Source organism: Streptomyces sp. NPDC031274 (assembly GCF_055570235.1).
Window position 1 is genome coordinate 62952 of the sequence record NZ_JBVIHP010000038.1, and the last position, 16660, is coordinate 79611.

General features: G+C 69.5%; 17 protein-coding genes. 8 read left to right on the forward strand and 9 right to left on the reverse strand.

Annotated elements, in window-relative coordinates; genetic code table 11:
- Positions 1 to 57: 57 nt before the first annotated feature.
- Positions 58 to 1344: a 3-oxo-tetronate kinase gene (otnK, locus tag ACZ5CR_RS40150; RefSeq protein ID WP_468867218.1), complete on the forward strand. Its 1287-nt coding sequence runs from the start codon at positions 58 to 60 to the stop codon at positions 1342 to 1344.
- Positions 1341 to 1979 carry a class II aldolase/adducin family protein gene (locus tag ACZ5CR_RS40155; RefSeq protein ID WP_468867220.1) on the forward strand — a complete coding sequence of 213 codons (639 nt, stop codon included), beginning with the start codon at positions 1341 to 1343 and terminating at the stop codon, positions 1977 to 1979. Before otnK ends, ACZ5CR_RS40155 begins: the two co-directional genes overlap by 4 nt.
- Positions 1980 to 2014: 35 nt before the next feature.
- Here ACZ5CR_RS40155 and ACZ5CR_RS40160 read toward each other — a convergent pair whose 3' ends face one another.
- Together ACZ5CR_RS40160 and ACZ5CR_RS40165 are read right to left on the reverse strand one after the other, a co-directional pair.
- Positions 2015 to 3235, reverse strand: coding sequence for an FAD-dependent monooxygenase (locus ACZ5CR_RS40160; RefSeq protein ID WP_468867222.1), 1221 nt, complete (start codon positions 3233 to 3235; stop codon positions 2015 to 2017).
- Positions 3232 to 4629: an MFS transporter gene (locus tag ACZ5CR_RS40165; RefSeq protein ID WP_468867225.1), complete on the reverse strand. Its 1398-nt coding sequence runs from the start codon at positions 4627 to 4629 to the stop codon at positions 3232 to 3234. Before ACZ5CR_RS40165 ends, ACZ5CR_RS40160 begins: the two co-directional genes overlap by 4 nt.
- A 199-nt stretch (positions 4630 to 4828) precedes the next feature.
- On the opposite strand from ACZ5CR_RS40165, the gene ACZ5CR_RS40170 reads away from it, so the two are divergent.
- A complete protein-coding gene (locus tag ACZ5CR_RS40170; RefSeq protein ID WP_468867227.1) occupies positions 4829 to 5461 on the forward strand; it encodes a TetR/AcrR family transcriptional regulator in 633 nt (210 codons plus the stop codon).
- A 140-nt stretch (positions 5462 to 5601) separates the two neighbouring features.
- Here ACZ5CR_RS40170 and ACZ5CR_RS40175 read toward each other — a convergent pair whose 3' ends face one another.
- Together ACZ5CR_RS40175 and ACZ5CR_RS40180 are read right to left on the reverse strand one after the other, a co-directional pair.
- The gene (locus tag ACZ5CR_RS40175; RefSeq protein WP_468867230.1) at positions 5602 to 6756 is read right to left on the reverse strand and encodes a M20 family metallopeptidase; all 1155 of its coding nucleotides are present in this window, start codon (positions 6754 to 6756) and stop codon (positions 5602 to 5604) included.
- A 65-nt stretch (positions 6757 to 6821) separates the two neighbouring features.
- A complete protein-coding gene (locus ACZ5CR_RS40180; RefSeq protein WP_468867232.1) occupies positions 6822 to 8372 on the reverse strand; it encodes an AbgT family transporter in 1551 nt (516 codons plus the stop codon).
- Between the two features lie 115 nt (positions 8373 to 8487).
- Here ACZ5CR_RS40180 and ACZ5CR_RS40185 point away from each other — a divergent pair, with 115 nt between their 5' ends.
- Complete coding sequence (locus tag ACZ5CR_RS40185) at positions 8488 to 9531, forward strand: Lrp/AsnC family transcriptional regulator (protein ID WP_468867235.1); 1044 nt, start codon at positions 8488 to 8490, stop codon at positions 9529 to 9531.
- Between the two features lie 106 nt (positions 9532 to 9637).
- Here ACZ5CR_RS40185 and ACZ5CR_RS40190 read toward each other — a convergent pair whose 3' ends face one another.
- From ACZ5CR_RS40190 to ACZ5CR_RS40200, 3 genes are all read right to left on the reverse strand, one after another.
- Complete coding sequence (locus tag ACZ5CR_RS40190; RefSeq protein ID WP_468867239.1) at positions 9638 to 9769, reverse strand: hypothetical protein; 132 nt, start codon at positions 9767 to 9769, stop codon at positions 9638 to 9640.
- Positions 9770 to 9893: 124 nt separating this feature from the next.
- Complete coding sequence (locus tag ACZ5CR_RS40195; protein ID WP_468867241.1) at positions 9894 to 10475, reverse strand: TerD family protein; 582 nt, start codon at positions 10473 to 10475, stop codon at positions 9894 to 9896.
- Positions 10476 to 10642: 167 nt separating this feature from the next.
- On the reverse strand, positions 10643 to 11218 hold the full coding sequence (locus ACZ5CR_RS40200) for a TerD family protein (RefSeq protein ID WP_389911078.1): 576 nt from the start codon (positions 11216 to 11218) through the stop codon (positions 10643 to 10645).
- Between the two features lie 146 nt (positions 11219 to 11364).
- On the opposite strand from ACZ5CR_RS40200, the gene ACZ5CR_RS40205 reads away from it, so the two are divergent.
- The 3 genes from ACZ5CR_RS40205 (at position 11365) to gdhA (ending at position 13787) form a co-directional block, all read left to right on the forward strand.
- Positions 11365 to 11814, forward strand: a complete 450-nt coding sequence (locus tag ACZ5CR_RS40205; protein WP_468867244.1) for a sec-independent translocase — start codon at positions 11365 to 11367, stop codon at positions 11812 to 11814.
- A gap of 84 nt (positions 11815 to 11898) precedes the next feature.
- Positions 11899 to 12198 (forward strand): hypothetical protein, encoded by a 300-nt coding sequence (locus ACZ5CR_RS40210; RefSeq protein ID WP_468867246.1) that lies wholly within the window; start codon positions 11899 to 11901, stop codon positions 12196 to 12198.
- A gap of 242 nt (positions 12199 to 12440) precedes the next feature.
- Complete coding sequence (gene gdhA / locus ACZ5CR_RS40215) at positions 12441 to 13787, forward strand: NADP-specific glutamate dehydrogenase (RefSeq protein ID WP_468867249.1); 1347 nt, start codon at positions 12441 to 12443, stop codon at positions 13785 to 13787.
- A 142-nt stretch (positions 13788 to 13929) separates the two neighbouring features.
- Here gdhA and ACZ5CR_RS40220 read toward each other — a convergent pair whose 3' ends face one another.
- Positions 13930 to 14502 (reverse strand): TetR/AcrR family transcriptional regulator, encoded by a 573-nt coding sequence (locus ACZ5CR_RS40220; protein ID WP_468867251.1) that lies wholly within the window; start codon positions 14500 to 14502, stop codon positions 13930 to 13932.
- A 153-nt stretch (positions 14503 to 14655) separates the two neighbouring features.
- Here ACZ5CR_RS40220 and ACZ5CR_RS40225 point away from each other — a divergent pair, with 153 nt between their 5' ends.
- Positions 14656 to 15393 (forward strand): SDR family oxidoreductase, encoded by a 738-nt coding sequence (locus ACZ5CR_RS40225; protein ID WP_468867253.1) that lies wholly within the window; start codon positions 14656 to 14658, stop codon positions 15391 to 15393.
- 72 nt (positions 15394 to 15465) lie between these two features.
- Here the strand turns inward: ACZ5CR_RS40225 and ACZ5CR_RS40230 are convergent, their stop codons facing one another.
- Positions 15466 to 16509, reverse strand: a complete 1044-nt coding sequence (locus ACZ5CR_RS40230) for an MBL fold metallo-hydrolase (protein WP_468867255.1) — start codon at positions 16507 to 16509, stop codon at positions 15466 to 15468.
- Between the last annotated feature and the right edge of the window lie 151 nt (positions 16510 to 16660).

Consider the following 16660-nt stretch of genomic DNA (forward strand, 5'->3'; position numbering starts at 1 on the left):
CCCAGGGTGCCGGAGACTCACGCACCGGTACCGCACCAGCAGAAAGAGGGAGGTCCGATGCCGCTCCTCGGAGCCATCGCCGACGACTTCACCGGAGCCACCGATCTCGCCACCATGCTCGTCGCCCGCGGGTTCAGGACCTTGGTGGCCATCGGTCCGCAGGCTCTGCGCCACGACGGGCCCGCCGCCCGCGAGGTGCGACAGGCCGACGCGGTGGTCGTCGCGCTCAAGTCCCGCACCGCGCCGGTCACCGAGGCCGTCGAGGCATCACAGGACGCCCTGCGCGCGCTCCGCGAGGCCGGTTGCGAGCGCTTCTACTTCAAGTACTGCTCGACGTTCGACTCCACTCCGCGGGGCAACATCGGCCCCGTGGCCGACGCGCTCCTGGATGACCTCGGCGAGCGCTCGACCGTCGTCGTCCCCGCCTTCCCTGCCACCGGCCGCACCGTCTACAGGTCACGGCTCTTCGTCCACGACGACCTGCTCGACGAGAGCCCGATGCGCGACCATCCCCTGACGCCGATGCGCGACTCCCACCTCGGGCGGCTCCTCGCACCGCAGACCCGCCGCCCCGTGCGGAGCATCGGCCTCGACACCGTCCGGAAGGGCACCGACGCCCTGCGCGAGAGCCTCGCCGCCCCGGAGTACGCCGACGCCCTCACCGTCATCGACGCCACCTGCGACGACGACCTGCGCACCATCTCCGCCGCCACCTCGGAACTGCGTCTCGTCACGGGCGCGGCGGGGCTCGCCCTCGGCCTCATCGGCCCGCACGAGGGAGCGGCGCGGGCCTCGGCGGCGTCCCGGCCCACCGACGTGGGCGCCGTCCTGGCCGGCAGCGCCTCGTCGGCCACCCGCGCGCAGGTCGCCCACGCCCGGGAGCGCCTGCCGTACCGCAAGCTCGACATCACCGCGCTGCGCGCGGACCCCGCGGCGGCCGTCGCCGAACTGGTCGACTTCGCCCGCGCGTGCTGGCAGAGCGACCCGGGACGCCCGCCGCTCATCTATGCCGTGGACTCACTGGACGACCTCGAACAGGACACGCCCGAGGACCAGGCGCCCGCCGCCCACCTGATCGAACAGGCCCTGGCCGACTGCGCCACCGGACTCGTCCGCGCCGGTGCACGCCGCCTCCTGGTCGCGGGCGGGGAGACCTCCGGCGCCGTGGTCACCGCACTCGATGCCCATACCCTCGCCATCGGCGCACAGATCGCCCCCGGCGTCGCCTGGGCCCGCACCCAACCAGGCGTGGGCGGGAGCGCCGACGGCATCGACCTGGCCCTGAAGTCCGGCAACTTCGGCGGCACGGACATCTTCACCTCGGCATGGGACGAACTCGCATGAGCACGGCCCGCCACGACCTCGCAGCCGCGGGCGCCCGCCTCGCGTCCCTCGGCCTGAGCCCCGGCTCCTCCGGGAACCTGAGCATCCGCGAGGGGTCCCGGGTCCTCATCACCCCCACCGGCACGGACCTCGCCGCGATCGACGCCGACGGCCTCACCGTCCTTGACCTGGACGGCACCCATCGGGACGGCCCCCGCCCGTCCAAGGAGTTCCCCCTGCACACCGCCTTCTACCGGCGCGACCCGGCCGCACAGGCGGTTGTCCATCTGCACTCCCGCCACGCGACGGCGGCCTCCTGCCGCCCCGCCTGGTCGGAGCGCAGCGCACTCCCCCCGTTGACTCCGTACTTCGTGATGCGTGTGGGCCAGACTCCCCTGCTTCCCTACGCGCCCCCTGGAGACGCCCGGCAGGCGGCGGAACTGGAGCAGTTGCCTTTCCCCTTCCGTGCCGCCCTGTTGCAGAACCACGGCCCGGTGGTGTCCGGCACCTCGGTCACGGCGGCCGTCGACTCGGCCATCGAGCTGGAGGAGACAGCGGCACTCGTCCTCGCCTTGGGGACGTTGCCGACGCGGCTGCTCACAGCGGAGGAAGCGGGTGCGCTGGCCGACAAGTACGGGACGCCGTGGACCGGTTGAGACGTGGATCGACTGCTCGCCGCCGTTGCTGCGGCTCACGTCACGGGCAGGAATTCGGGCAGGGTGAGGGCCGAATGAGCCGGTCGGCCCTCCGTTGAGGGCATGGTGCTGAGGTTGCGCAGCATGGCGTTGCGCCGCTCCAGGGCCCGAGCGGTGGTCGGGAAGAGAGCGGCATCGCCCTTGCCGACCTGCTCCTGATTCACGGTCACGAACTCACGGGTGTGGTGTTCGTAGGCGGCGAAGCCCGCGGCATGGTCCCGGTCGGCCAGGGAACCGGCGAGCATGTACGCGCCGACGAGCGCGAGGCTCGAGCCTTGTCCGGTGAGGAACGAGGGCGCGTACGCGGCGTCGCCCACCAGCGCGACCCTGCCGCTGGACCAGCGGGGCATGCGGATCTGGCTGACCACGTCGAAGAACAGGTCATCCGCGTCGCGCATGGCGGCAAGCATGCCCGGGACTTCCCATCCCGCGTCGGCGAAGACCGCGGCGACCAGGTCCCGTTGGGCCGCCGGATCGCGGAACGCGTCGAACGGCGGTTCCGGTCGGGCGAAGTTCAGGAAGCCGTGCACGTCGCCGTTGCCCCCGACGGCGTAGAGTGCCGCGGCCCTGCCCGGGGTGTTCCACATGATGACCTCGTCGCGGAGCCCGAACGTGTTGCGCAGGGTGAATCCGGCGAAGCAGTAGCCGAGGTAGCGGTGGAACCGCTCTTCGGGGCCGAACAGGAACGCGCGGGTACGTGAGTGCAGGCCGTCCGCGCCGAACACCATGTCGAACGTACGCCTGCCGCCCCCGCGGAAGGTGACGTCGACCCCGTTGCCGGTCTGGTCGAGGGTGTCGATGGAGTCGTCGAACAGGAACTCCACGTCGTCACGGACCGCCGTGTAGAGCGCGTCGGTCAGCTCCCCGCGCCGTATCTCGAGGTCCTGTCCCGCGACACCGCCGGTGAGGGTGTGGGGGTCGACCGAGGCCACCTCGCTGCCGTCCCCGTCGAGGAAGGTCAGCCGACGCAGGTCGATGTGCGCGTCCCGCAGTCGCGGCAGGATCCCCATCCTCCGGACGACTTCGAGTGCGGTGCCGCGCACGTCGATGGGGTAACCGCCGCCACGTAGCGCGCCCGCCTTCTCCACCACCGTGACCGCGAATCCGTAGCGGTTCAGCCAGAAAGCGAGGGCGGGCCCCGCGATGCTGGCCCCGGATATCAGGACCTTGCGCCCAGGCATGCTGCGGGCGCCCCTCGACAGATCGGTGCGGCTCATTCCTTGACTCCTTTACTCATGGTGCGGGCGACAAGCAGGGACAGCGCCGTGACGGCGCCGGCTATGACGAAGCCGATGACGAAGGCCGATTCGGCCGGGACGTCAGAGCCTGAGGGGGTTGTGGCGGTGAGGAGCGCGCCACTGACCTGCACACCGACGGCGAAGCCGAGCACGCGAGTCACCAGGACCAGGCTGGTGGCGATGCCGGTGTCACCTTGGTCGACGGATGTGGCGGTGTTGGTCACCATCGCCGTGACGCACAGCCCGTTGGCGAGCGCGATCATCATCTTGCCGATGACGAGGTGCCAGACCTCGGTGTGCACGGCTGCCAGGGCCATCAAGGCGGCGACCATGATGACGATCCCGGCGGTGACCACGGCACGCGAGCCGAAACGGCGTGCCCCGATCCCACCGATCGGCCCGGCGAGGGACGCGGCCACGGCGCCGGGCAGCAGGAAGAAGCCGATCTCGGTGGCACTGGCCCCGAAGCCGTACTCGTCGGCGGGAACCGCGAAGAGCTGCGGGACGAGATAGACCGGCACCGAGGTACCGACGCAGATCACGAAGGTCAGCACACACGACTTCCACACCGCGGGCCGTGCCAGCATGCGCAGATCGACCATCGGCGACGCCGCACGACGCTCGACGGCCGTCCATCCGGTCACGAGGGCGGCAAGGACCAGGATGAGGGCACCGAGCACGAGTGGCCGCGAGGCGATGTCGGGTGCGAGGGCGAGCACGAGCATGAGCGTGACCAGCGTCCCGCTCAAGAGAACCAGGCCTGGCCAGTCGACTCCGGCGCCGTCCGACCGGCCGGGCGGATCATGCGGCATCAGCCGGTTCACCAGGATCGTGGCCCCGATGACCGCGATCGTCGGCAGCGCGAACATCCAGTGCCGGGAGAGCCCTTCGGCCACGGGCCCGGCCGACAGCGTTCCTGCCATCCCGCCCCCGACGAACAGCCCGCTGACCGTCCCGATGGCCACCTTCGACTCACCCGCGGGGAGGTGTTTGCGGACCAGGATGAACGACAGGGGCAGCGCGCCCACCATCGCTCCCTGCAGGACCTGACCGAGCAGCAGGACCGGCAGGTTCGGCGCGAGGGCGGAGACCAGACCACCGGCACAGACCACCGCCATCAGCCGGATCAGGACTCGTTTTCCGCCGTAGCGATCGCCGAACTTGCCTGCGACCGGCGTGACCAACGCACCGGTGATGAGGAGCACGATGCTGAGCAACGCCCCTTCGGCCGGACTCATGTCCAGCTCGCGTTGCAGGAGCGGGAGCGTCGGCGTCACCACCGACTCCAAGGCACCGGTGGCGAGTGCCAGCATGCCGAGGGCCCAGACGGCGGCCTTACCGATGCGGACCGGGGGAGCCAGAGTTGCGGTCATGGACGTCCTTCCGTCATTGCCGGGTGCGTGAGGGGCGACCGTTCGCACCTGGCGCGCGGAGCCAACTCACCGACCCCGTGACCGAGTTGGCGCACGCACCGCTCCGCAGGGCGGAGTGGGTGCGGGAGTGTGGTGCGCGCCGATTCGATTATTACACTACACCGTGCAGTGTAGGTGGAGGGGAAGCTAAGATGGGCCCATGCCGACCACGAAGACACTGCGCGAGGGATCCGCGCGGAAGCGGGCCGCCATCCTCTCGGCGGCCCGGGAACTGTTCCTCGCCGACGGCTTCGACCGCTCCAGCGTCGACGCGGTCGCCGCCCGGGCCGAGGTGTCCAAGCGGACGGTCTACGACTACTTCGGCGACAAGCAGACGCTGCTGCAAGCAGTCGTCGACGCCGTCGGCCAGTCAATGATCACCACGATCCGACACACCCTCGACGACACCCTCACCGGCCCCATCGAGGACGCCGAACTGGAGGACGCCCTCATCACGTTCTCGATGCGCATCGCGACCGACATGCTGGGCTCGGCGGAGTACGTGACACTGCAACGACTGGTCCGGGCGGAATCCGGCAACCTGCCGCGCCCGGGCTACAACCCCATGGCCGACACCCCCGACGAGGCGATCGCCGAGCGGTTCGCCGCCTTCGCCGCGGCCGGGCTGCTCGAGGTCCCCGACCCCCGCCTGGCGGCCGACCAGTTCATCGCGCTGACCTTCGGCGTCGCGCTGGACAGGCTCGGCTCCGCGAATGCCACGGAGGACGCCCGCGTCCGCCCACTCATCGTCGAGGGAGTGCGGACCTTCCTCCGGGCATACCGAACCAGGTAGGGCCGGGGCGGCACGCGTGCGGCTACACCTGATCGGCCGTGTGCGCGCCTGCCCCTGTCGTCAGTATCCGCAGACCGGACGGCCCGGAGCCCTCACTCCGCGAGAGTGAGGGCTCCGGGCCACGTGGACACGAGCAGACGTCAAACGGTCACGGCGGCCATCCGGTTCAGGAGACCCGCCACGAGCGCGACCCGGTCCGGGATGTCGTCGACGATCACATGCTCGTGGCGGGCGTGGGGTCCCGCGCCGCTGCAGCCGAGACCGTCGAGGACCGGCACGCCGAGCGCCGCGATGAAGTTCGCGTCGCTGCCGCCGCCGACGCTGATCGGCTCCAGGGGCCCGCGCAGCTCGGTGGCGACCTCGTCGGCCAGACCGAACAGGGCCTCGCTCGCCGGGGTCAGGCGCATCGGGGGGCGGTTCCACTCCCCGCCGATCCGCACGTCGACGCGCGGATCGCTTGGCCGCAGCGAGGCAAAGACCTCGTCGACGCGGTCTGCTTCGTCCTGCCGGGTGATGCGGACATCTACGAGGCAGTGCGCGCGGCCCGCGACGACGTTACGGGCCGTACCGCCGTCGAAGGTACCGATGTTGATCGTGGTCCCGGCGTCGGGGTCCTGAGCCGCGGCGAGTCGGGTGACCAGCTCGGCGAGGGCGTGGACCGCGCTGGCGCCGCCCGCGGGATCGTTGCCGGCGTGGGACTCGATGCCGGTGGTGGTGATACTGAAAGTACCCACGCCCTTGCGTTCGGTCTTGACGTCCCAGCCGATTCCGGGTTCGAGCACCAGCGCCGCCGCGCAGTCGCGCGCCGCGTCCTCGATGAAGGGTCGCGACTTCGGGCTGCCGAGCTCCTCGTCACCGGTGAACACGAACGTCACCGTCGGGTGGGGCAGCCCGAGGTCGCGCAGGGCCCGCAGCGCCCAGACTCCGTTGACGAGCCCGGCCTTCATGTCGTAGACACCCGGACCCCTGGCGATGCCGTTGTCCACGGTGAAGGGCCACTCGGCCAGCGTGCCCGCCGGCCACACCGTGTCGTAGTGGCAGATCAGGAGCACCGGCTTCCCCGGAGTTCCGGGGTAGGTCGCCGTCAGGACGTCGCCGTGCTCCGCCTGCTCGTGGCGGATCCACTCGGCCGGCGGGCCGAGACGGTCCTCCACCCATGACCTGATCGAGGCGGCGGTGGTGTCCAGCAACGCCTTGTCGGAGCTGGGCGATTCGAGGCCGACGAGCGCCGACAGATCGCCGAGCAGGTCGTCGAGGTGGGTTCGGGTCCAGGTGGAGAGCGGCTTCGCGGACAAAATGGGTGCGCCAATCTGTGCGTGCGGGGGCGGGTCAGGGATTCATCGGATGCGGGGTACGGGATCTATCGGACGGGGACGCCGGGGCCGAGCGGTATGCCCAGCGCGTACCAGGCGAGGAACATCGCAAGCCATACGACGAGGTTGACCACGGCCAGCGGCAGGACCAGGGACATCAGCGTGCCGATCCCCGCGGACGGCCGGTAGCGGCGGATGAACCCCAGCGCGATGACGAAGTAGGGACTCATCGGACTGAGACTGTTGGTGGGCGCGTCGGCGATACGGAACAGCGCCTGGGTGGTCTCCGGCCGGATGCTCAGGAGCATCAGCATCGGCACCAGGACCGGTGCGACAAGCGACCACATCGCCGAGCCGCTGGTGAGGAACAGGTTGAGCAGACTGACGAGCAGCACCGCGCCGACGAAGATCACCACGGGTTGCGCGCCGAGCGAGTCGAGCACCTTGGCGCCGGAGATCGCGATGACCTGCCCGATGTTGGTCCACTTGAAGTAGCCGAGGAACTGCGAGACCGCGAAGAACAGCACGAGGACCGGGACCAGTTCGCGCAGGCCTCGTCCCATCAGGTCCGGGATGTCCTGCGCGGCGGTGATGGTGCGCACGGTCAGTCCGTAGACGGTGCCGATGATCATGAAGAACACCATGAGCACCACGGCGACGTTGTCGAGCAGCGGCGATTCCACGATGGAGCCGCCCTCGCCGCGCAGGGGCGAGCCGGTGGGCACCATCGCGAGGATCACCGCGGCCACGTACAGCGCTCCGGCGGCGATCGACCGGCGTACGCCCTTGCGCTCGTCGTCGGACAGGGTCATGTCGGGCAGCTCGTCGACGTCGGTCAGTTCCGGCTCGGCGGCGTTCATCGCGGCGACCCGGCGCGCGACGACGGCTTCGGTGACGAACGTGATCACGACCGCGAGCAACAGACAGGACGCCGCGGAGAAGTACCAGTTCGACACCGGGGTGACCGAGTAGGACGGGTCGATGGTGTGCGCCGCCGACGTGGTCAGGCCTGCGAAGATCGCGTCGGATCCTTCGATCACCGGGCTGACGCTGCTCGCGCCGCCCACGGCCACGTACGACACGACCGCGCCGATGATCGGGCTGCGGCCCACCGCGCGGAACGCGATCATGCCGAGCGGGATCATCACCACGAACGCGGCGTCTCCCGCCACGTGGGAGAACATGCTGGTCAGCGCCACGGCGAAGGTCACCATTTTGGCCGGGACCCGGGCGAGCGCGGCGCGCATCAGTGCGGGGAGCAGACCCGTGCCGTCCGCGATCGCGACGCCGAGCATGACCACGACGATCAGTCCAAGGGGCGGGAAGTTCACGAAGTTCGTGATCAGGTCGCCGAGGACCATCTCCACTCCGGCGTCGGACACGATGCTCTTGACCCCGATGACCTTGCCGTCGGCGGGTGAGACCACCGAGACATCGAGCGTGGCGAGCAGCCAGCTCGCCACCACGATCAGCCCACTCAGGATCACGAACAGCCAGAACGGGTGCGGCAGTTTGTTGCCCGCCCGGTCCACGAAGTCCAGCACGCGAAGGATCACCGTCGTCGGTGACCGCCGTCGTTTCGTCGTCACCTCGGTCATGAGAGCCTCCCGCTGCTGTTCAGTGGCGTTATGACTCGCCATAAGACAGCGCGGCGCTTCTTTGTGTCAAGCATCAGATATCTAACGACAGAATCGCTCTGTGTAGGCTGTGTGCATGCAAGAGATGGAGCATGGGCTCGACGACGCTGACCTCGATCTGGTGGCTGCGCTGCAGATCGCACCCCGGGCGCCGCTGAATACGATCGCCGACATCCTGGGCACCTCGGCCAGCACGGCGGGGCGGCGCATCCAGCGGCTGCAGCAGCTCGGGCTCCTGCGCTTCATCGGCACCGTGCACTGGTCACTCCTCACCACCGGCAATCCCTACGTGGTGTGGATCAAGTGCCGGCCGGGTGCCACGGTCGACGTGGCGACGGCCATTCAGCAGGTGCCGCAGGCCCAGTCGCTCATCACCACCACCGGCGACTCGGACATCTACTGCACTCTCTATCCCCTGCCCGGCACGGACACGCGCCGCCTGCTGACCCGGACACTGCCCGAGATCCCCGGCATCGCGTCCATCCAGTCGCACCTGGTCCTGCGCTCAGCCCGCGAGGCGTTCACCTGGCGGCTCGACCGGCTCACCGCACGACAGACGGAGGAGCTGCGCCAGCAGGCCGACACCCTCCCCGATGCGGCCCTCACCAACATCGGGCCCCTCAACGAGATCGAGTTCCGGACGCTCCAACTGCTGGTCGAGGACAGCCGGATCTCCGCGGCGCAGGTCGCCCGTGAACTCGACGTCAGCCGATCCACCGCCTACCGGACGATCCAGTCGCTCCTGGAATCAGGCGCCGTCCGCCCTCGGGTGGAGATCGAACCGGCCGTTCTGGGGTTCCCGATCACCGCGCTGTTCACCCTCGACGTCCAGCCGCGGCACATCCCCGCCGTCCTGACCGCACTCGGTGAGCACTCCTGCGCGCGGTTCACCGTCATGACCGCAGGTCCTGCCTCGATCCTCCACCACGGCGTCTTCGCCGACGAGGACCACCTGTCCAGGTTCGTCACCGACGACCTCGGCGCGCTCCCCGGCCTCAACGGCGTCAACACCTTGATCGCGTTGTCCGTCCTGCGCCGCCAATGGATCGACCGCGACGACGATCTCGTACTGGGGCACAGGGCCCACGACATCCTGTCGCCGAACCACCACACCCGATGACGAGGGTCAGTTCTCAAGTCCCGCGTGGCAGGTACACCGCCCCGCGCACCAGGAACGGGTCACACCGATGACACCCCGCCAGGCGTGCTCGACGGTGAACCGCACATCAGGGAGGAAGAGTTGGAGCCGCGTAGACGAAGGTGTGGGCCGCGTCGCCCAGGCATTCCCGGCCCTGCCAGCCGATCTGTTCCCACACGTGATCGGGGAGCCGGTTGGTGACGGCGATCAGCAGGGCCATCGCCGTCACCCTTCCCCTGGAGCAGCAGCACCACGAACACCGTGACCATCACGGCACCGACCGTCAGGGACAAGGCACCGACCGCCAATGCCACCCGGTGGATCAGGGCATCACATGCCGAGTCTCACAAGTGGCGGCCGATCGCGGGCATCAGGTCCTGGAAGGTGCGACCGGTCGCGGGCTCGCCGATGGCCGTCAACCGCCAGCCGCCGTCGACCCGTTGGACCTTCGCCATGATCTGCGCGGTGTGACTGCCACCACCGGCGAGCGTATAGCGGGCAAGCTCCTGGCCCGTCGCCTCGTCGAGCAGACGGCAGTAGGCGCTGCTCACCTCGGCGAAGGTCTGGCCCGTGAAGGAGTTCACGGTGAAGACGATCTGGTCCACCTGCGGGGGAACGTGCTGAAGGTCCACGGCGATGGATTCGTCGTCGCCCTCACCACTGCCGCCGACCAGGTTGTCGCCGCTGTGCCGCACCGAGCCGTCGTTGCTGACCAGGTGACGGAAGAAGACGACGTCAGCGTAGCTCTGCCCGGCGAAGAGCACGGCCGACGCGTCGAGATCGATCTCCCGGGAGCCGGTCAGCTTGGCGAAGAACCCCTTGCGGGGCGCGGCCTGCCAGCCAAGGCCCATGCGGACGACGGTGAGGGCGGGACCCTCGGACTTGCTCAGGCTGATCTGCTGGCCCTTGGCCAGGTTCACGGACATGCGGGGGTCTTCTCCTTGGTGGGTACGGTCGCGCGAGGCACGGATGGTCAGGTGGCCCGCCGCCCGGTCCGCTCACGCGAGGAGGCGTCGGGGCGGCCGGGCGACGGGCCAGGGATGGATCCAGGGGGGTGAGTCAGGGGGGTGGGTCAGGGGGGGGCAGGGGTGGGTCAGACGTTCACGCCGAAGTCGGACGCGATGCCCGCGAGCCCCGACGCGTAGCCCTGACCGACGGCACGGAACTTCCACTCTCCCCCGTGGCGGTACAGCTCACCGAAGACCATCGCGGTCTCGGTGGAGGCGTCCTCCGACAGGTCGTAGCGAGCGATCTCAGCGCCACCCGTCTGGTTCACGACGCGGATGAACGCATTGCTGACCTGCCCGAAGCTCTGCCCTCGCGATTCGGCGTCGTGAATCGACACCGGGAAGACGATCTTGTCGACCTCGGCAGGCACAGCAGCGAGGTTCACCTTGACGCTCTCGTCGTCGCCCTCGCCCTCCCCGGTGAGGTTGTCGCCGGTGTGCTCGACCGAGCCGTCCGGGCTGGTGAGGTTGTTGTAGAAGACGAAATGCCGGTCCGATACGACCTTGCCGGACCCGTCGCACAGCAGGGCGGACGCGTCGAGGTCGTGGTCGGCACCCGTGGTCGTACGCACGTCCCAGCCCAGGCCGATCAGCACCGCGGTCAAGCCCGGCGCCTCCTTGCTGAGTGACACGTTGCCGCCCTTGGCCAGGGAAACTCCCACTGCGATTACCTCCATCGTTCGAGCCGTTGTTCACGGCGTGCTCTTACCCGGGACAACGTCGCCGGAGCAGCAATGGTTCCATGGTTGCGCAATAGATAAAGTATGAGTGGCGATGGCACGTCACACCGTCAGGCAAGGAGTGCCGGATGTTCGCGGACGTGGGGCCCATGGAGCTGATCACGATCGCGGTGATCGGCGTGCTGCTGTTCGGGCCGGACAAGCTGCCGGAGTTCCTGCAGAACGCCGCGCGCACGGTGCGTAAGATCCGCGAGTTCTCCGAGAGCGCACAGGCGGAGATCCGCTCCGAACTCGGCCCGGAGTTCCAGGACTTCGATGCCCGGGATCTGCACCCGAAGACGTTCGTGCGCAAACACGTACTGAACGGCGAAGGCGACCTCGGTCGCGAACTCACCGACATCCGGGACGCGCTCGATCCCCGACGCGAACTGGCCGCCACCGCCGACGCCCTGCGGGATGCCGCCACCGCCGAACCGGCCCGTGGCACCGGCGCCACGCCGCGCCCCGCCGTCGATCTGGCGAAGCCCACGGCGGCATCCGGGCGCGCGCACGCCGTCTTCGATCCTGACGCCACTTGAGCCCGTCACCACCTGAACCCGGCACCACCTGAACCCGGCACCACCTGACCGCGCCCCACATCACACCGACTCAAGGATTGCGCAATGCTCAAAGCCACGTCCACGTCCATGCCCATGTCCATATCTACGTCCATGTCCATGTCCACGTCCACGGACAGCCACGGCCAGGCGGTCCGAGAACTCGCCGTCCTCGAGGGCGGACCCGCCCATGGTCTGCGCCTGCACGTCACGGACAGACCGCCGGTGGTGCAGGTCACCCGGCCCTGCGACGTGGAGGAGGCCGGGCCGGACGGCCTGCGGGCCGAAGCGCTGTACGTGTACCGGCGCGACCTGCGCGTGCAGGACGAACCGCTGCGGTACGGGTTCGACGAGGCGAGCCCGTGACGGCGTGAACGTCCGGGCCTCGCCGGGCGGTCCCGGTCACCATCACAGTCACCACCGAATCGCAGTTTTTGTGCCGGATCCGTGCCGTGTGCGACTTCACACGCCTCACCGGCGCACCCGTCGCCGCATCCGTGCTGAACTGCGAGCCGTCCAGTGTCTTCGTGGCCTACGACGACCAGCACGCCACGCGATCTGACCCGCAACACAACGGCTCGACGAAACAGAGAAGGCGAGAAGCGTCCATGAATGTCAGCGCGCACATCGAGGCCGTCCACGCGCAGGTCCGCCGCCGCGACCCCGGGGAGGCCGAGTTCCATCAGGCGGTCACCGAGGTCCTCTCCTCCCTCGCGCCGGCCCTTGAACGGCATCCGGAGTACGTGGAGACAGGGATCGTCGAGCGACTGTGCGAGCCCGAACGGCAGTTGGCCTTCCGGGTCCCGTGGGTCGATGACCAGGGTGACGTGCGGGTCAACCGCGGCTTCCGGATCGAGTTCAGCAGCGCGCTCGGCCCGTACAAGGGCGGCCTGCGATTCCACCCGAGCGTCAACCTCGGCATCGTGAAGTTCCTCGGGTTCGAGCAGATCTTCAAGAACGCACTGACCGGCATGTCCATCGGCGGAGGCAAGGGCGGCGCGGACTTCGACCCCCGCGGGCGCTCCGACGGCGAGGTCATGCGGTTCTGCCAGTCCTTCATGACCGAACTCCACCGCCACGTGGGCGAGCGGACCGATGTGCCGGCCGGTGACATCGGCGTGGGCGCCCGCGAGATCGGCTACCTCTTCGGCCAGTACAAGCGCATCACCAACCGCTTCGAGGCGGGCGTCCTGACCGGGAAGCCGGTCGCCTGGGGCGGTTCGCACGCCCGCACCGAGGCCACCGGCTACGGCACGGTCTACTTCGCCCAGGAGATGCTCGCCACCCGCGGCCACGACTTCGACGGGCGCCGTGTGGTGGTCTCCGGCTCCGGGAACGTCGCCGTCTACGCCATCGAGAAGGTGCACGCGCTGGGCGGGCGCGTCGTGGCCTGCTCCGACTCCTCGGGATACGTCGTCGATGAGGACGGCATCGACCTGGAACTCCTCAAGGAGATCAAGGAGGTGCGTCGCGCCCGCCTCTCCACCTACGCCGAGGCGAAGCCGACCGCACGCTTCTCGGCCCGGGGCACCGTGTACGACCTTCGCTGCGACATCGCCCTGCCGTGCGCGACCCAGAACGAGTTGGGCCGCGAGGACGCCGTCGCGCTGGTGAAGAACGGGGTGCTCGCCGTCGCCGAGGGCGCGAACATGCCGTGCACGCCCGAAGCGGTCCAACTGTTCCACGAGGCCGGGGTGCTGTTCGGCCCGGGCAAGGCGGCCAACGCGGGCGGAGTCGCCACATCGGCCCTTGAGATGCAGCAGAACGCGGCGCGCGACCAGTGGCCCTTCGAGCAGACGGAGAGCCGCCTCGCCACCGTCATGCGCAACGTACATGCCGAGTGCCGCCGGACCGCCGAGGAGTACAGCGGGACACCGGACGACTATGTTCTCGGCTCCAACATCGCGGGCTTCCTGAGGGTCGCGGACGCCATGTCGGCCCAGGGCATCGTCTAGATCGTCACCATGGAGGGGCGGCCGGCCCCGTGCTGATTCGGGACCGGCCGTCACTTCGGAACAGGGGATGGTCAGGCGCCGTCGGTCAGGCGCCGTCAATGATGTCAGGTCACCCCTGGCCCCGCTGATTCCATGCCGGCTGTCAAGAACGGGTCTTCAGGCCGTCCAGGGTGAGGTCGAGCAGGCGTTCCGCTTGCGGCCGTTGTTCGGGGCTCCCTGAGGCGAGGGCGATGCCTTCGAGAGCGGCACTGACATCGGCGGGGCTGATGTCGGTGCGGATCGCCCCGGCGGCCACGCACGCGTCCATGAGCGTGCTCAGGGCCGCCAGGATCATTTCCCGGCTGTGACCGTACGGGTTGCCACCCGTCGCGGCGATGGCGCGCAGGGCGTCGATCATGCCGTACTTGGCCGTCACGTAGTCCAAGAAGAGACGCGTCCAGGCGCGTAGGGCCTCAAGAGGCGGCTCCGTCGCCAGCAGGGTGGGGGCCGCGTCGCACAGCTGGGCCACCTCGTTGCGGTAGACGGCCTCGACCAGCGCCTCACGGGTGGGGAAGTTGCGGTACAGCGTGGCGCTGCCCACCCCCGCCTCCTTGGCGATGCGCTCCAAGTGGGCGTCAAGCCCCTCCCCCGCGAACACGCGCACCGCGGCCTTGAGGATCTTCTCCCGGTTACGCCGTGCGTCAGCCCTCAACGGTCGTTCCGTTCCCTCGGCCATCAGCGCTCGTCATCCCTTCTCGGACTCTCCGGCTTGCTAAACGGAGGCGCCCCCGTTTAACCTGCACTGCATTAAGTGGGGGCTTCCCCAGTTTCACTGTAGGTCAGCGTACTGACCTGCGCACGCCCCTCACACCTTCCGAAAGGACTGGTCATGTCAGGAATCAAGGGCAAGGTCATCGCGCTCACGGGCGCCAGCAGCGGCATCGGCGAGGCCACGGCGATCCACCTCGCCGAAAAAGGAGCCCACCTGGTGCTCGGAGCCCGGCGGGAGGACCGCCTGAACGCGGTGGTGGATCGCATCACGGCTCAGGGCGGCTCGGCCATCGCGGTCGTCGTCGATGTCACGCGCCGCGAAGACCTCAAGCACCTGACCGATGCGGCGGTCGACCGCTTCGGGCGGCTCGATGTCCTGGTCTCCAATGCCGGCACCATGGCGGTCTCGCCGTTCGACGATTTGTGCCAGGACGACTGGGACTCCATGGTCGCCACCCACATCACGGGCCTGCTGAACGGCATCGGGGCGGCGCTGCCCGTCTTCCGGCAGCAGCGCTCCGGGCAATTCGTCAATGTCGCCTCCACCGCGGCCTATCTCGTGAAGTCCCCCCAGGCCGTCTACGCGGCCACCAAGACGGCGGTGAAGGTCCTGACCGAAGGGCTGCGACAGGAGTCAGGACCCGACGTACGCGTCACCCTCGTCTCGCCGGGCTTCACCAACACGGAGGGCGTGGGCAAGGGAGGGAACCCCGACGCAGCGGCGGCGCTGGCCCGGCAGCGCGACGAGATCGCCATGCCGCCCTCCGCCGTCGCCTCCGCCATCGGTTATGCGATCGAGCAGCCCGATGGCGTCGACATCAGCGAGATCGTCATCCGTCCCACGGCGCAGGCCTGACGCGGGCAGGGGGCAAGGCTGCCACCCTGGCACCGCCCGCCCTCGACGCCCCGCACACGCGGCTCGCAGGCGTCACCGCACGCGCGTGTACCGGTCCACCCCACCCCTGTCGTGCGCCACGGTGACCCGCCCGCGCAGCACGAGGACGTCGAGGTGCGCCGCCGTCTCGTTGACCGCGAGCATCTGGTTGAACGCACCGAGCTCGCCGAACGGCACCTCCCGGCGCGTCCAACCCAGTTCGCGCGCCACCGCGTGGGCGTCCAGCGTGCCCGCCCCCAGCGCCTTCAGACACTGGGCAAGGCGGTTGTCGTGGTGCGTGAGCAGCTCGGCGACCCGGGTGTGCGAGCTGTCGGACACCGGACCGTGCGCGGGCAGCAGACGTGTGTCGGCGTACTCGGTCATCAGCCGCAGCGAGTCCAGGTAGTCGGCGAGCGGGCGGCCACCGGACTCGGCCAGCTCGAAGCCGATGGACGGGGTGATGTGCGGAAGGACATGGTCCCCGGAGAACAGCAGCCCGCGCTGTTCGTCGAGGAAGACCACATGCCCCTTGGTGTGTCCGGGAGTTGGCACGACGCGCAGCTCACGGTCGCCGAACCGGAGGGCCTGAGCACCGAGCCATTGGTCGGGCGCCTCCCACACACGCGGGTCGTAGCCGCCGTGGTCCATCCGCTCGACGTGGTCGGCCAGTTCGCCCGCACCCGCCCGGCGCAGGGTCTCCAGCGAGCTTGCCGGTACGTCGCTGCGCAGCCGGTGGAGCCTCTCCATGCCCGGCTGTTCGCCCGCCCCCAGGTACACGCGCGAGCCAAGGAGTCGGCGCAGCTCCACGGCGTTCGTGTAGTGGTCGCCGTGGATGTGGGTGACCAGGATGTGGCTGATGCTGCCGAGATCTCGGCCGATGGCCGCCAGCGCCTCCTCCAGCGCCTTGCGCGCCTCGGGGATCGCCCAGCCGCCGTCGATCATGACGATGCCGTCGTCGTCCGCCAGGTCCTCCAGCAGATAGACGTTGACGGCGTGCAGGCCGTCGTTGGGCAGCGGCAGGGGGACACGGTGCACGCCGGGCTGCACGGTCTGGATTCCGGCTTCGGCCCATGAGCCTTGGTCGAACCGCGTGGTCATGACTCTCCTTCGCTCTCGCTTGCCGAACCGCCCTGGCCCGTCGTGGTGCGGGCCGCGGGGGGGGGGGGGGGGGGGGGGGGGGGGGGGGGGGGGGGGGGGGGGGGGGGGGGGGGGGGGGGGGGGGGGGGGGGGGGCGGGGGGGGGGGGGGGG